The 16,092-nt window shown below is 41.4% G+C and carries 12 protein-coding genes; 3 read left to right on the top strand and 9 right to left on the bottom strand.

The genetic code is table 25. The annotated features are described in order from the left end of the window. Positions 1-6: 6 nt before the first annotated feature. From WC753_02960 to hisS, 5 genes are all read right to left on the bottom strand, one after another. The gene (locus WC753_02960) at positions 7-4,086 is read right to left on the bottom strand and encodes a DNA-directed RNA polymerase subunit beta (protein MFA6080415.1); all 4,080 of its coding nucleotides are present in this window, start codon (positions 4,084-4,086) and stop codon (positions 7-9) included. Positions 4,087-4,300: 214 nt separating this feature from the next. Further along, positions 4,301-4,918 (bottom strand): S24 family peptidase, encoded by a 618-nt coding sequence (locus WC753_02955; protein MFA6080414.1) that lies wholly within the window; start codon positions 4,916-4,918, stop codon positions 4,301-4,303. Between the two features lie 171 nt (positions 4,919-5,089). Next, complete coding sequence (locus WC753_02950) at positions 5,090-5,398, bottom strand: hypothetical protein (protein ID MFA6080413.1); 309 nt, start codon at positions 5,396-5,398, stop codon at positions 5,090-5,092. A gap of 83 nt (positions 5,399-5,481) precedes the next feature. Beyond that, on the bottom strand, positions 5,482-6,240 hold the full coding sequence (locus WC753_02945; GenBank protein MFA6080412.1) for a DpnI domain-containing protein: 759 nt from the start codon (positions 6,238-6,240) through the stop codon (positions 5,482-5,484). A 177-nt stretch (positions 6,241-6,417) separates the two neighbouring features. Next, entirely contained in the window at positions 6,418-7,755 is a 1,338-nt protein-coding gene (gene hisS / locus WC753_02940) for a histidine--tRNA ligase (GenBank protein MFA6080411.1), read from the bottom strand. A 177-nt stretch (positions 7,756-7,932) separates the two neighbouring features. Here hisS and WC753_02935 point away from each other — a divergent pair, with 177 nt between their 5' ends. Next, positions 7,933-8,460 carry a hypothetical protein gene (locus WC753_02935; protein MFA6080410.1) on the top strand — a complete coding sequence of 176 codons (528 nt, stop codon included), beginning with the start codon at positions 7,933-7,935 and terminating at the stop codon, positions 8,458-8,460. A gap of 405 nt (positions 8,461-8,865) precedes the next feature. On the opposite strand, the gene WC753_02930 is transcribed toward WC753_02935, so the two are convergent. Then, positions 8,866-9,345, bottom strand: coding sequence for a peptidylprolyl isomerase (locus WC753_02930; GenBank protein MFA6080409.1), 480 nt, complete (start codon positions 9,343-9,345; stop codon positions 8,866-8,868). A gap of 183 nt (positions 9,346-9,528) precedes the next feature. Here WC753_02930 and WC753_02925 point away from each other — a divergent pair, with 183 nt between their 5' ends. Both WC753_02925 and WC753_02920 read left to right on the top strand, forming a co-directional pair. Further along, a complete protein-coding gene (locus tag WC753_02925; GenBank protein MFA6080408.1) occupies positions 9,529-9,717 on the top strand; it encodes a hypothetical protein in 189 nt (62 codons plus the stop codon). A 10-nt stretch (positions 9,718-9,727) separates the two neighbouring features. Then, on the top strand, positions 9,728-12,214 hold the full coding sequence (locus WC753_02920) for a hypothetical protein (protein MFA6080407.1): 2,487 nt from the start codon (positions 9,728-9,730) through the stop codon (positions 12,212-12,214). 18 nt (positions 12,215-12,232) lie between these two features. On the opposite strand, the gene WC753_02915 is transcribed toward WC753_02920, so the two are convergent. The 3 genes from WC753_02915 to WC753_02905 form a co-directional block, all read right to left on the bottom strand. Beyond that, a complete protein-coding gene (locus WC753_02915) occupies positions 12,233-13,717 on the bottom strand; it encodes a lyase family protein (GenBank protein MFA6080406.1) in 1,485 nt (494 codons plus the stop codon). A gap of 25 nt (positions 13,718-13,742) precedes the next feature. Continuing rightward, the gene (purH, locus tag WC753_02910; protein MFA6080405.1) at positions 13,743-15,437 is read right to left on the bottom strand and encodes a bifunctional phosphoribosylaminoimidazolecarboxamide formyltransferase/IMP cyclohydrolase; all 1,695 of its coding nucleotides are present in this window, start codon (positions 15,435-15,437) and stop codon (positions 13,743-13,745) included. A 182-nt stretch (positions 15,438-15,619) separates the two neighbouring features. Further along, complete coding sequence (locus WC753_02905; GenBank protein ID MFA6080404.1) at positions 15,620-16,075, bottom strand: NUDIX domain-containing protein; 456 nt, start codon at positions 16,073-16,075, stop codon at positions 15,620-15,622. Positions 16,076-16,092: the final 17 nt, after the last annotated feature.

Genomic DNA, 16,092 nt, shown 5'->3' with positions numbered 1-16,092 from the left:
AAAAAATTATTCAGTTTCAGTGACAAGATTTCCGGCAGCAGAGAGGGTCTCTACTTCGCCCATACGATCAGCATAGATTTGTTTTTGGATATCGAGATCAGGTTGTTCGAGGAGGTCCATCTTGAGTCCCAGAGCTTGGAGCTCCTTGATGAGGACATGGAATGATTCTGGAACACTTGGTCGTTTGATCGGTTCATTTTTGACAATAGCGCGATAGGACTGGGTACGCCCTGTGATATCATCTGATTTGATGGTGAGAATTTCTTGGAGAATATTCGCAGCGCCATATCCCTGGATAGCCCAGCATTCCATTTCTCCAAATCTCTGTCCTCCATTTTGAGCACGTCCTCCGAGAGGTTGCTGTGTCACCATAGAGTATGGTCCGACTGATCGCGCATGAATCTTATCTTCGACAAGATGATGCAGCTTCAGCATATAGACTGTTCCGAGCATGGTATGTTCTTTGAATGGTTCGCCAGTTTGTCCGTCGTAGAGCTGTACCTTTCCTGATTCATCCATTCCAGCATCTCGCATGAGTTGATGAATAGTCTCGATACCGATACCATTGAGGACTGGTGTCGCAACCGTGATACCGAGCTGGCGCGCTGCCTCTCCGAGATGCGCTTCGAGCACTTGTCCGATATTCATACGAGAGACGACTCCAAGTGGATTTAATATAATATCGACTGGTTCACCAGCAGCCGTGTGAGGCATATCTTCCGCTGGCACGATACGAGCGACGATACCCTTATTTCCATGTCGACCCGCCATCTTATCTCCGACTTCTATCTTTCGCGTCTGTGCCACCATCACTTTGATTTGTTTGAAAACACCATTCGCGAGATTGTCACCTTCTTCCTTTCGAAGTGTCTGTACTTCGATGACTTTTCCTCCACTCCCTGACGGCATATAGAGAGAAGAATCTTTCACATCTTTTGATTTGTCACCAAAGATAGCTCGGAGGAGTCGCTCTTCTGGAGAAAGCTCTTGTTCACCCTTTGGAGTGATCTTACCGACGAGGATATCGCCTCATTTTACGAAGGCCCCTACTCGTACGATACCATCTTCATCGAGGTCACGAAGTTTCACAGATGATACATTTGGGATATCAGCTGTGGTGCTCTCTGGTCAGAGTTTTGTCTCACGGACATCCATCGTATATTCTGCGATAGAAACGTGTGTGAAATAATCCTTTTCGACAATATCAGCATTGAGAATAATCGCATCTTCAAAGTTGTAACCATTCCAAGGCATGTAGGCGACACGGAGATTACGCCCGAGAGCGAGTTCGCCATTTTCCATAGAGTGCCCATCTGCGAGGACTTGTCCGATACGAAATTTTTGTCCATGAGAGACACGAGGGTATTGGTGGACCTGCATATCGTGGTTTGATCGTTCAAATGTTATGAGTTCGTAGGTTTTCTTTTCTCCATCGGCATAGAGGACTGTGATATGTTTTGCATCGATACCGAGGACTTCTCCGTCATCTTCTGCGATTACGCAATATCCGCTCTTTTCGCCAAAGACTTTTTCATTTCCAGTTCAGACAATAGGAGCATCGGAATGCACGAGAGGTACTGCTTGGCGCATCATGTTCGATCCCATCTCCGCACGAGTCGCATCATCATGTTCCAAAAACGGAATCAACGATGTCGTCTCGGAGACGATTTGTTTTGGAGAGATATCAATATGTGTGATATCACGAACGTAGACGAACGTTGCATCGGTATTTTGACGAGCACCGAGTCGAGTTTCTGCGAAATTTCCGAATTCATCAATCGGAGAATTGGCTTCAGCAATCGTAAAATTACGTTCTACATACGCGTCCACATATTCATACCGATCAGTGAGATATCCACGAACCAGGACGTCTTTTTCTGGATATGATTTTTTCAAAAGTTCCGCATGCTCCTTTTTCATCAATACTTTTTCTGGGACAATGACTTTCCCTTTTTTATCCAAGAGATCTTCGAGAGTGATACGATTGATCGCTGAGACGCCATCATTTGGGACAAAGTGGGCGATTTCACGGTAAGGTGTCTGAATAAATCCATGTTTATCCACACGAGAGAATGAGGCAAAATGCAAGACAAGACCGATATTTGGACCTTCTGGTGTCGCAATAGGACAGATACGTCCGTATTGTGTTGGGTGGACATCACGAACTTCAAACGATGCACGTTCACGAGTCAAGCCACCAGGACCCATCGCTGAAATACGTCGCTTATGAGCGAGCTCAGAAAGCGGATTACTCTGATCCATAAATTGTGAAAGCTGTGAGCTCGCGAAGAATTCTTTGACAACAGCTTCGACAGGACGGTGGTTGATAAAACTTCGTGCGCTGGATTCACTGAGATCAAGAACAGTCATACGATCCTTCGCAATTCGCTCCATACGAGCGAGACCGACGAGAAATTTTTCTTGGATGAGTTCACCAACTGAGCGAATACGTCGATTATCGAGACGATCGATATCATCGGGTGTCGCTGTTGTATCCCCGATATTGAGTCGAAGAAGATAACGAATAGTTTCGATAAGGTCATCATTGGATATAAATCGACCATCGCCTTCGTAGACATCACTGACACCGAGTTTTCGTGCTATCTTGAGACGAGCCACTTCTCCGAGATCAAATCGCTTTGGATTGGCAAACATCGTGCGGAATAAGTCCTCAACTCGCTCATCCGTACCGAGATCACCCGGACGAATCAATTTATAGAGTGTATGCCATGCTTCGACTTGTTTTTTTGTTTTATCCTTATCGATCGTTGGTTGGATATATTTTGCGATGATATCTTTATCATCCTTGAATGCTTTGATAATCATGGCGTCACTCTCGATACCGAAGGCACGTAGGAGTGTCGTCGCAGTCATTTTTCTTTTTTTATCGATACGAACCGTGATAACTCATTTTTTGTCGACAGTAAATTCGAGCCATGCTCCTTTTTTTGGTTTGATTTTCGCTGTGTACACACCTGCATCGGCTTCGAAGGAAATACCATCCGCCTTGATAATCTGATGCACGATAACCCGCTCAACACCATTGATAATAAAGGTGCCCTTTTCTGTCATCACAGGGACGGCACCGAGAAAAACGGTATCTTCTTTGATTTCTCCAGTCTCTTTATTGAGCATCTGGAGTTTTACACGAAGATATGATTCGTAGTTGAGATTTTTCCGACGACATTCTTTGGGCTGATAACGAGGTGCTTCTATTTCGAAGTCTTTAAAATGAATCTCAACACGCTCTTCAGAAAAATCATGAATAGGAAACATCCCCTCAAGAGCTTCTCGAATACCAAAATCAATAAATTTTTTGTACGAATCGAGCTGTGCTGCGATCAGTTCTGGCATTTCAAGGATAGAACGATCCTCTGTATAAAAATGTCGTCCTGAGCGAACATACAGAGCTCCATGCGTCGGAGTTTCCTTGATAGGCGTCGCGACCTTGCGTGGTTTTGCGACGAGAACCGCTTCTATTTTTGTTGGAGGGGTCGGTTTCTTTTTTGCGACAACTTCTGGTTTTGTTACTTTTTTTGTCGTAGATTTTGATCCTGTCGAAGGAACTGGCTTCTTTTTTGTAACAACTGGTTTTTTAGAAGAAACATTTTTTTTCACTTTTGGAAGAGGTTTTTTCGCCACTGGCTTCTTCGGTGAAACAATTGGCTTCTTTTTTGCAAGAGTTGGTTTTTTAGAAGAAACATTTTTCTTCGCTACTGGCTTCTTCGATGCAACAATCTTTTTCACGGGAACCACAGGTTTCTTCGCTACTGGCTTCTTTTTTGCCACAACTGATTTTTTTGTCGTAGATCTTGTCGGAGGAGGAGATTTCTTTGAAGATAGTATCTTCTTAGGAACCACCACCTTCTTCACTTTTGGAAGAGGTTTCTTCGCGAGAACAACTGACTTCTTCTTGGTAGGAATATGCTTTTTTGCCACAACTGCTGGCTTTTTTGGCACTATCTTTCCCACTTTTTTAGCAGGTTTTGTACTCTTTGCGGGAGCACTTTTTTTGCTGTTAGAGACCTTCGCTGATACAGTAGTGCCTGCTTTTTTAGCAGGTTTTGGGGCGTTTTTCGCAGACATAGCGTAAAAAAAGAAGATAAAAGACACAGAAAAACCGCATAGACAAGCTATACGATATACACGGAGAGGTTATCTAGTAGGTTCGTGCACGAAAAGGCAGGGGATATGTAATATGGGAGCTAGTATAGCGAGTTTTTTTGAAATGCAAGTTTTTTTCTTTTTTCTTACAAAAAATATCTCACACCATAAAAAAAGTACTTGTTTATGCTAAAAATTACACCGTGAAAGTGTCCTTTGGGAAGATCTGTTTCACGACACCGACGATATTGATATCATCATACTCCTCGAGAATCAGATCTTTATGATTGGAGTTATACGATTGCAGGACTTTTTGTCCGTTCACAGTATGGATCTTTTTGATTTTTGGTTGGTTATTATGGACGACGAGGACCTTATCACCTGTATCGAAACTACTCTGCACATGAATCAAAGCAAAATCACCAGACTGAATAAATGGCTCCATGGAATCCCCTTTTGCACGCGTAATAAAATACTGATCCAGCTCTGCGGTATTGATAAGATTTTTCTCGATAGGGAGTTTTTTTCGTGGATATTCCTCGAGGATATTTTTCCCAGCATTTCCACACTGTGCAAATCAGAAGAACGGTAGAGCAAGCTGGTTCGTATCTTCATACCGCTTCAAGACTTGGTATCCTCAGAAGGGGTTCTTGGAAATATATCCCCTATTTTCGAGCTGCTCAAGTTTATCGAGAACCTTCTGGGGATGATCGATACCGATAGCGTTTCCGATATCCATCAGGGTGGTCGTATATTCCTGGTTATCGTGGAGAAATTCGAGGATATCCCTGTGGCGTGAGTCGAGAAATTTCATAGTGGAAGGAGAAAAGGATATTTTCAGATTCCATTATATTCAGTAAAATCTTGAAAGCAAATCTTTTTTAGAGAAAGTAGTTTTCCTGTGAAAAGTTGAACCGTAAGCACTAATTAAATTTACAGTGGCTTCCGAAAGATAAATAAATGCTCATGCATAATAAGAAGGAAATTATTTTCCTGTGATTTTTTCATATTCTTTTGTCTCTGCAAGAGAAAACATACAATCATATTTTTCTCCTTCTATTTTCATACACCAAATTTCATCAAAACTTGTATCAAGTAAACATTCACTTGTATGAATGAGGTTTCGGTATGCTTCTTCTCTTGAGTATCCTGTAGCAAAACCTATCACCTGCATATTCTCAATATCTGGTTCTGGTTCCTCGGAATCTGGTTGATAAGTATATCACTCAAAAGTCACGAATATGAAATGACTCATTTTTTTATATTGCTTGGTATAAATTGAATCGAGAGACATAGAAAAATCGTTAAGAAATAAACGATCATGATCTATGAATTTTTGGAAAAAGATCAAGAGTAAGATCTATTTAAAGATCAAAACTAGAGTTTTTTATAAATACCATTCTCTAATCTTTCGATATATCAATGGACGATAAGTTTCTGAAGTTGTTGACGAATTTTGTCAGGAATATGATTGTTTTCTGGATGAAGTTGGGATAAATGAGATTTAAATTCATACATATCTTTTAGAGAAAAAGTATCTTTTCAAAGCATATCGATACATCGCATCACATCGAGGAGCCAACCCTTTGTTTCTAGATTTCAGGTTTCTTGAAGAAAACTCGTCTTGTTCCAATTTTCTAGTACCTGTCATTTGCTCAAATTTTTACCTTCTTTTACATAAAATATTTTTCCACTTTCTGGAATCGGATCTAGGAGAATATTGCAACCAATCCATCCTGCTCTTTTAGCTGTTAGGGATAGGGGTTTTCTTTCTTCTATAATTGCTGGAGTAAAATAATGTTTCGGCACGACAAAGAAATTAAATACTTCGTATTCTTTTGTATAACTCAAACCAAAGAAATTTGGATTCTGAGAACTCTTCAGTCGTTCAATCATAGTCCTGTATGCGCCATCGGTAATCTTCTTTCAAAAAGTTCATTTCTTGGATTTTAACTCAAAATCTTCTTGGCAACTTTTGCAGAAAAAATCACCAACAGGAGTGTTGTTTGGATATTGTTCAAGCGATTGTCAGCAAACAGGGCAAAAAATATTTTCATGTGTCCATGCCTCAGTTATAACTCGCACTTTTTGTGACGAACTCCTATGATTTGTGAGACTAAAATCGAGAAAAGACATGTTGTGATTATATTCATTCCCCACTTTTCACAATAAAAAAATCCCCATTGCTGGGGAAATTTTACAGAAGTCATAGTAACAGTCATAGTCATAAGAAGAAATTGTTGGTTCGGACAACCCTCAATGCATCAACTTAGTAAACTTAAGAACTCAGTAAACCTAGTAAACTTTCGTTTACTATACTGTCTCCACTGCCGGAGCCGTAAACAGGAGCTCCTTCATCGGATCATAGAAATCGAGATTTTCTTCACCGACGATATCGGTCATTACTTTGATAAGCTCAGACAGTTTTACTTCTTTTTGAATACCCGTTGCCATATCTTTGAACTGGCAAACACCTCGTCGTGCTTCCATAATACCGATGATAGCGACATATCGTGCATTGAGTTGATTGGCCTTTTTCAGCTGCGTCTTCATCGAAGGAGACCCAAATGAAGCCGATACTTTGAGCCCACGATCACGTGCTTCGATACTGAGCGGAAGAGCGATTTTTTTCGCTTCCTCGCCGACTTGGACAAAGTAGAGATCGAGGATATCTTTATTGATAACAGAAAGTCCGGACTCCTTCATAGAGTCGATAAGACGTTCCACACCCATCGCAAAACCGACGGCAGGAACAGGATTTTTTGAGCCAATGCTTGTCGCAAGTCCATCATAGCGTCCACCACCACAGTAGGCGTCTTGTGTGCGACCAGAATTATCGACACATTCAAAGACAACATCGCAATAATAGTCGAGCCCACGGACCAGGGTAGGGTCTTCGACGTACGGAATTTTGAGAATATCAAGATACTCTTTCACGGCTTCGTAATAGGCAATTGTATCTTTTTTGAAGAAGGCCTTCAGTTGAGGGGCATACGGAAGAATCTCACGGACATCAGGATTTTTTGAGTCGAGCAGACGAAGAGGATTTTTCTCGACACGTGCCTGATCTATCTCGTCGAGAAGATGAGATTTTCCACGGAAATACTGCTGGAGCTCACCAACATACGCCTCACGTTCTTTTGTGTTTCCGAGAGTATTTATCTTGAGTGTAAACTTTTCTCCCAGTCCACAGTCCCGAAGGATTTTGACAGCCATATGGATATTTTCGGAGTCGAGGACAGCATCTCGTTCGCCGATAATCTCAGCGCCGAGCTGATGAAACTGTCGAAAACGCCCCTTCTGTGGTCGATCATAGCGAAAATGCGGCTCTATGTAGTAAAGATACACGGGCTGTGGTTCTTGAGAAAAATTTTCGAGATACGAACGCATGACACCAGCCGTGGATTCTGGTTTGAGGACCAGGTCACGACCTTTTTTATCCTTAAACTCGTAGAGCTCTTTGCTGACAACATCCGTCTCGAGTCCGATAGAACGGACGATGAGATCGCGCATTTCCATAACGGGAGTGGAAATACGAGTAAACCCAAAGTGTCGAAAAATATGTCGAGATACTTTTTTTATAAACGTGTAATAGCGCTGTTGCTCACCAAACCAATCTTGTGTGCCACGAACTTTTTGCGGAATTTCCATAAGAAAAAATAAATCCTTGCTCTAAAAATAAAGGATAAAATAAAAAAGAGTATTGAAAGAGTATATCGAATAAATGCTTGAAATCAAGATGGAATATAAAAACATAAAAATAATTCTTCACACAATCCTCACAAATCAGGACTAGTCAAGGAGGAAAAATCTCCTATACTGGGGAATATGAAACGACGGTCTATTTTTAGTGCGCTCATTTTGAGCCTTTTCTGCGTATTGCCCACTTTTGCTGAGACAGCTGTAGCCGTTCCGGTCAGTGCTCCAGTGGAAGATGTGTATGATTTTGCAAAACCTGCAGTATGAGAAGTAGCACCCGCAGTTACTCCAGAAGAAATTGACACAAAAAAAATCGCCGTAGTTCCAGAAGAGGATGTCGCACCTTCCGATGAAGCACTTCTAGTGGATGCGCAGACACTTATTCGTGACAAACTGATCGAAAAATACCAAGCACGTCTTGATAAAGTAATGGAACAACTCACAGAAAAACTGGCTGGAGTATCAGCGGAAGTACAGAGACAAGCCCTCACAGAAGTGCAGGGACGTATCACAGAGAAAAAAGCTCTCATTGTAGCAAAAAAGAATATCGATCCTCTCAAGCGAGATATCACTATCGCCATCCTCGACCATATCACCCTACGTATCGAAGGTATAATCCAGCAATCAGCGCATCAAGTAGTGACGACTCCAGTCTAAAAATCTCATCAAATATAAAAACCCTCCTAGAAAAGAGGAGGTTTTTGATGCTCAAACAAAAAATACAAAGTACAAAATACAAAATACAGAATGGAGGAAATAATTTTATTTTCTCGCTATCTGGAAGAGAGAGTCCGAGAGCAAATACTGTTTGAGCTATGCTTTCTTGATAGTCAGAAATGGGGTTTCGGGGGACAAACTGTTTGAGCGGGATGAATGCAGATATTGTGACGAATGGAGAAAATAGCGAGTTTTTGTCCCCTGAACGCTTTTCGTACTTTTGGCGCCAAAAGTACAAGAAGCTCGCCAGGAGTTGGTATAGGCATAAGTTTCACCTGGATTCCACCTCGCGCTCGTGCCTCGCTTGGCTGGAATGACGGGCAAATCTTTTACTTTGTATTTCTTTTAATCTTGGATTGTTACTCGAACAATTTCTACTTTTTTGAATGGGCGATCACCACTATCGGTAGGAACAGAAGCGATGATGTCGACGATATCAAGCCCATTTACGACCTGTCAAAAGACAGAATGCTTTCCGTCAAGCCATGCAGTCTCTTCGGCATGCACGATAAAAAATTGACTTCCATTCGTATTGGGACCAGCGTTCGCCATGGAGAGAAATCATTTTTTATGAGAAAGCTCTGGATGAAATTCATCTTCAAATTTTTCACCATACACACTTTCCCCTCCTCGACCAGTACCAGTCGGGTCACCTCATTGGATCATAAAATCTCGCATCACACGATGAAATATCGTACCTGTATAGTAGCCACGTTGTGCGAGTTCGACGAAATTTTTTGCTGTCCTTGGGACTTTGTCTGCAAAGATTTCGAGCGTGATATCACCATGGTTGGTGTGAAGCGTTACGGAAGGATTTTGTGGCATATATATAAGGAAGGAAATAGTATGAAAGATACTACGAAAAAAGAGGGAAAAACAAGAGGAAATGTTTTGTATGTATTTTTTCTCTATTAAATACTTTTGTCAAACCTATAGATACTGAAACCGTTGGATTATGCAGAGGTTTCTCTATACTGTCGATATCCTGTGTGTCAAAATATATCTCTTTTGAGACACATCGTATGGGATACACTCCAGATTATCACACAAATCTATGCCAACGAAAGTAAAAGTCCGGCAAAAAAGCTCCATAAAGCGCAAAAAAGAAAAAATCATGAACCCACGACGTCAGGGAAAATTGTTGGCTATATACACATTTTTTACAGTGCAAAGACCATGGAACAGTCTATGGGGTAAGAGACCCGAGATGCTCTCATGGGCAGATGGTATCATGCATTTTTTAGGGAAAATACATGATTTTTTGACGGCGCAACGGTCATTTGATGGATTTCGAAAAATAACGAAGAAAAGACACAGTATCCATAAAAGTACAACACGTGAACAACATATTGAGATAGGATGATGAAACATGGTGATAAAATGGTTCAATAAACACATCTATCTTCTTATCGATATCGTATTTTTGATACTCATCTACTCTTTCCTCTTTCGCGGATTAAAGATGGAATGGTTTTTGCGTGATATCACACCCATTGGATGAGATGTGCCCTATCATTATGCGAATTATATGAATCTCAAAGAGATTCTTCTTCCTCATTTTCAGATCACCGGATGGATAGATGCGAGCTATGCTGGTTTTGATGTTTTCCAAAATTATCCTATTTTTTCTTTTTTACTGATTTACTTTTTTGATTTTTTCATGGGCTCGTGACTTGCTTTTAAGACAGTCCTCATGATGGGGTCTATATGTCTCCCTCTCATACTCTATCTCACACTTCGTGGCATGAAAGTGGCAAGACCAGGACCTCTCTTCGGAGCAATTCTTTCCTTGGCATATCTTTTTCATGATAGTCATTTTGCATTCGGAGGAAATTTACGAAGTGTATTTTCTGGAGAATTTTCACATAGTCTCTCAATAGCATTCCTCGTCATATATTGTGGTTTTCTCTATGCATCTTTCGAGGATAAAAAGTATACCCCTCATGCGATTATTATGCTGGCGTTGGTCGGTTTCACACATCCTCTCTCATTTGCTGTTGCGATATTTTTACCCTTCTGGTTCTTTTTTAAAAATCATAGCCCCGATACTGAGGATGCTCCTCTTGTTGGACCTACTCGATCAACAGTATGATTTCTCAGGGATGGACTGACTGGCTTCAAAATAGTCCTTATTGGAGGTCTTTTATTTTCTAGTTGGGGAATAGGATTTTTGACGAATAGTATCTATCGAAATATGCAGGGCCCGGGAAAGGGTTATATATGATATTGATGGGGCATCAATACCTTTAGTTATTTAGTTCCAGACCTCCTTCTTCCTTTTGCTCTTCTATTTTTTATACTCATACTCTATTATATTTTTCATACAAGAAAGATTGCTACTGTTCAAACATTTTTTTTATTTTGATTCATCGTCTCAATTGGGTTTTTCTTGAGTAAATTTATGGGGTCTGCGATACGATTCTTACCATTGGTATATCTCTTTGCTCTTCTTTTTATAGCAACAAGTGTGTGACATATATACCAGCATATATTTCACAGCAAGCTCCGCCAGATACTCAAAAAATGTGCCTATGTATTGGTGATTCTCTGTCTTGGGTGTATCTATTATTTTGCTTCCTCACATCATTTATTTGATCGTTATAGAGGCACCTCTGGTTATAATTTTATGGGGGCTGAAAGTAAATGAGAATGGACATCGATCTCAAAAACGGCTCAATTTTTGTCAGAAAATTTTGATACTCAAACTGAAACAAAAAAAGATATTTCAAATCCGCCAAGAGTTTTTTCGCTGTTTAATGGGGATGTGCTCAGTGCTCTATCACACGCAACCATCTATGACAGCTTATTTTCTGGATCAATGTTTGCAGAACAAGGTGTGACAACTTTGAGAGAAGTGGAAGGGGGAAAAATCACTCTCGAAAAATTTTGGGCCACTCTGGAACTCAGTAATGTAAAAGTGGTGGTTGCACCAAAAGTGCTTTCAGATCGCTTAAAGGATTCTCCCTATTTTACCTACCTCACGACCTTTGATCAGCTCACACTCTATGTGACAAACAATACCACAGATACCTATGTAGTGCCCCTAAAAAACAAAGTCACCTCTATTTCTGATCTCAATACATGGAAAAAGACGAGCAAACAATGGTACAAAGAATATACACCAAATGCATCATTTATAGTCTACGATCCAGATGAAAAAAAGAACAACACTCTTCCATTTATGAAATATGATCCAAAGAATCGAGCTTCAATTCCGTATGATAATGACTGCCAAGTACAAGAATTCGTACGACGCGAAAAGATAGATATTAGCACCAACTGTATAGGACATCCTCTCCTGATCAAATATGCCTATCATCCAAACTGGCAAGTAAAAGGTGCGAACGGTATATACCTTGCAACACCTGCCTTTATGGTAGTGACCCCAACGCAAGAGCACGTCACAGTATATTTTGGAAAAAGAGCATATAATTATGTGGCGTATCTCTCTTTATTGCTCGGCATACTCCTCCTCATATTCCACCAAAAGATAGAATACGCTCTCCAAAAAAATGCACTCAATTTTTATGCTAACCACCGAACACTCTTTCAAAACTGAGATTATTTCTTGGAAAAAACAAAAATAAAAAAAAGCTCAGTATATATGGTACGCTCTATGCTGGCGTATAGTGTGCCTCTCTTATTGATGCTGAGCATTCTAGGGTCGATTTTGTTTATCTACGCACACAAATAGGCCTCTCAAACACTCTATCTAAGCAGCGACATTCGCCCTTGCAAAAGCAATATTTACCTTTGCTCGTTCGAGACTTGTTCCTATATAGAGCTCTATTTTTCAGCCCAGAACAGCTTTTTCTTCATCTGTAATTTTTTCATTCCAGAGGGTCTGAAATTCAGCATCTCATTGGCATATTTCGATAAGGAGCTTTTGTTCTTTCTTTGCTTTTTGCGCCATTTTTTTTACGAAATCATGTCCTACGCCATGTTCACTGTGTCTCCAAGCATATTTTCTGAGGATGGCTACAAGTGCTTCGGTAGGACTCTTGCGAACTCAGTCAAGATTTGCGGCCATTTGCTGTTCTCGGATGGTGAGCTGATCGAGCTCTTTTAGGGCACGAGCAAATGATTCATATGTTTCGGCTATCATCATATTTGGTTGATAGCGGGCCTGGACTGATCATCGGAGATCGCGCTGAAAATCTGTGGTAATCAGAGAGTAGAGCACGCGCATGCCTGATTCTACGACAGCGAATTTACCAGCGATATTTTCCCAATGGATAGGATTATTTTTTCCTGCATCTGCGGAAGATCCACCGAGTCTTTTTTCTGCATCCATGGAAGTCACTTCTGCAATCTCGGAAGAATACAGCAAACGCATATCATTCGCAAAATCGGCGAGAACACCCATCAGTCATACGATACTATGTCAGACATCTGAGAGTCATTCTTTTTGTACGATTTGCGTTGCTGTGAGGTCTGGCTTGAGTCAGAGTCTGGCAAGTGCTTTTTCTTCGAATTCCATGGCCCTGTCTTTTCCGATAACTGTTCCGACACTGGCTTGGGTGCCGACTATGCCACTTACTTTTCATCTAAGACTATCAAAGCTTATATCACACTTGCTCATTCGTTCGGAGAGACGCGCTGCATACCCAACGAGAGTAACACCAAAAGGCACAGGAGAAGTGTGCTGAAAGTGTGTCCGTCCAACCTGTATCGCTCGTATCTTCCCATCATCGCCTGGGGTGATAAATTCTTCTGCAATATGGAGTATTTTTTCTACAACAGAGACGACGAGTTTTCGCATTTTTTCGTTCCATGCCTTTTTGAGCAAATAAGAACGAGCAGTATCGAGAATATCATACGAAGTCGTGCCTGGATGGAGCAGGGATAGAATATGCTCATCTGTTACACGGCCCATTTCTGCGAGGACAGCGAGCTGGTCAGGTTTCGTTCCTGTTGCTTCCAAGAGGGCGATATTGAGGACGTCTATATTTGGTAGCGCACTTTCGAGTGTTCGTAGGTCTTCAATGGTCGCTTCAGCTCCAAAATCTACACGAGTTGCGAGTAATACTCTCTGCACTTCCACGCAGGCCAGCCATTCTGCTTCTGCGGAGAGATAGGGTGTGAGATCTTTCTGAGCATACTTCCCATCATCAGGGCAGACGACTCGGAGTTGAAATTCTTTTACTGCCCTTTCTTCCAAGGTAAGATCTCCGGCAGGGTAAGGATTGGTAGTCATACAATGATGATTAAAAACGATTTTTCTAATGCTCGGAAAATCCACGAGCTTCCTTATCTGGAAGAGTATAGAAGGTGATACCGAGCTCTTCACATTTTTGGCGCACATGAGCATCTTGCACAGATCCAGACGTGGCAAATAGAGTGGTGATGCGAGCTCTTCCCAGTGCCTCGACTCAATCTGAAAATGGGAAGAAGCTATCACTATACGCAACAGCTCATACTACACTATGCCCAGCATCAGTAGCTCGTTTGATCGCGAGTTCCACGGCTCCTACTCTATCCTGTTGACCGACGCCATTTCCGATGAGTTGACCATTTTTTACGATGGTGATAGTATTGCTGGTTGAGCGAGAACCTATCGCCCATGCAAGTTGTATATCCCTCCACACATCTGGTGAAGGCGTAGGAACAAACTGACCAATAGTGGGGATAAATTTTGGTGCATCTTGGAGCAATACGCCGTCACGGATAGCGCGTATTGACTGTGTCTGAGGCACACGCACTCATCCTGATACCAGATGTGGATTGGTGATAAAACGACATTTCCCATTTTTTCGAGCAGCAAGAGCTATCGCATCAGTATCAAAAGATGGTGCGATGATTTCATCGAGCAGACGTTTTTGACCATCAGGCATGCCATGATGCAGGAGGGCATCCATGATTTCTTCAGTGACAGGAAATGAGAGTAAAATCGCTCCACCAAATAGAGCACGTGTATCACCGGTAACCATATTTTTTACGGCTTCAACGGGATTCTCATGGACAGCAGCACCACACGTATTGCCATGTTTTGCGCCGAGGGCGATAGCAGGAATTTTTCCATCATGACTCATGGTCTGTTCTATTGCTTCGAGATATGCCACAAGTCGAGAAATATCAGTGAATCCGACAAAGCTGGGTAGTGTCCCCTCGATAACCGTAAAATTTGCGAGGCCGAGAGGATTTGCGACGTTGTCTTCATCGGGAATAAAATAGGCGTATTTCTGATGAGCATTTTCTCCATATTTGAGACGGATTGGTTGGTGAAAATGGAGCGGATTTTCTGGCGTTATCTGGCGAAGATCTCAACCATTTTGTTCATACTCTTCGTCGGCTTCTTTTTTTGCAAGATAATAAGCAATGGCAGTGTCATAGTGTGCTGTGTGGGCAAATGCCATTCTCGCAAGTTTTTTACGTGTTGTTAAGGGGGTTTTTCCAGCATGAGAATGCAGATCAGCGAGTACTCCGTCATATTGGGCTGGACTCGTAACAATAGTGACTTCTGCATGATTTTTTGCAGACGATCGGACCATCGCTGGTCCACCAATGTCGATATTTTCGATAGCATCTTCATGAGTGACATCGGGCTTTGCTATAGTAGCTTCAAATGGGTAGAGATTTATCACTGCCATATCAAATGCTTTGATATCATACTGTTCCATGACGGCATCATCAATCCCCTTTCTTCCGAGGAGACCTCCATGAACCTTTGGATGAAGTGTCTTCACTCGACCGCTCATCATCTCATCATAGCCAGTATATTCAGAGACATCCGTGATATCAAACCCCGCATCTCTCAATGCTTTTGCCGTTCCTCCAGTGGAAAGTATCGTGAGTTCTCGACCGTTAGCTTTTTGAACGACCTCAAGTTTTCTCATAAAATCAATGAGCCCTGTTTTATCTGATACAGATGCCAAAACTGTAAATATCTCTGGTTTTTTTTGAGCAGAAAGAGACATAATAAGATGAATAAATAAAGGACTATGGTGAATTATAGTCCTTAAATACTGAAATCAATTTTTAAATAAAAATCTCTTCAATACGCTGTGGATTCGAGGAATGATTTTAATTTCGATGGATAGGACGACACATCGATTCAGCTCAAGGAGAGAGGAATGTGAGTGCCGATGATGAGCTTATGCTAGAAAATTTTTAATATTTTGTAATCTTTTTCCGAAAATGACTCGCCTGCCTGGATACGGAGGAGGGTCTCTGTTTCATACGCAAATGATTCTTGCCCCTGTATCTCTTCTAGATCATAAAAATCGATACTTTCGCATTTGTGGGGCTCAAGATTCTTCAGTGTTCAGACATATTTAAGAATATCCATATAGATATTAAAATAGGTCCGATCAGACCCAACAGTATGGACAATATGTACTATCTTGAGATCCTCCTCTCATACGACGATATCCAGCTCTTCTCGGAGCTCACGAATCAGGGCTTCTTTCATCGTCTCAGTACCTTCCAGATGTCCTGACGGAAGCTGATACATACCATCTCGAAAGCCAGTATTTTGTCGTTTTTGAAACAAGATCCTCCCCTGTGGATCACGTATGATACCAAATACTGCTGAATAAAAAGTCGGTTGACGCATAGGAGTATAGTATGTAT

The sequence above is a fragment of the Candidatus Gracilibacteria bacterium genome (assembly GCA_041660965.1).
GTDB lineage: Bacteria > Patescibacteriota > Gracilibacteria > BD1-5 > JAGOOR01 > JAGOOR01.
Note: the sequence above shows the minus strand (reverse complement) of the source record. Positions and strands in the feature narration are given on the sequence as shown.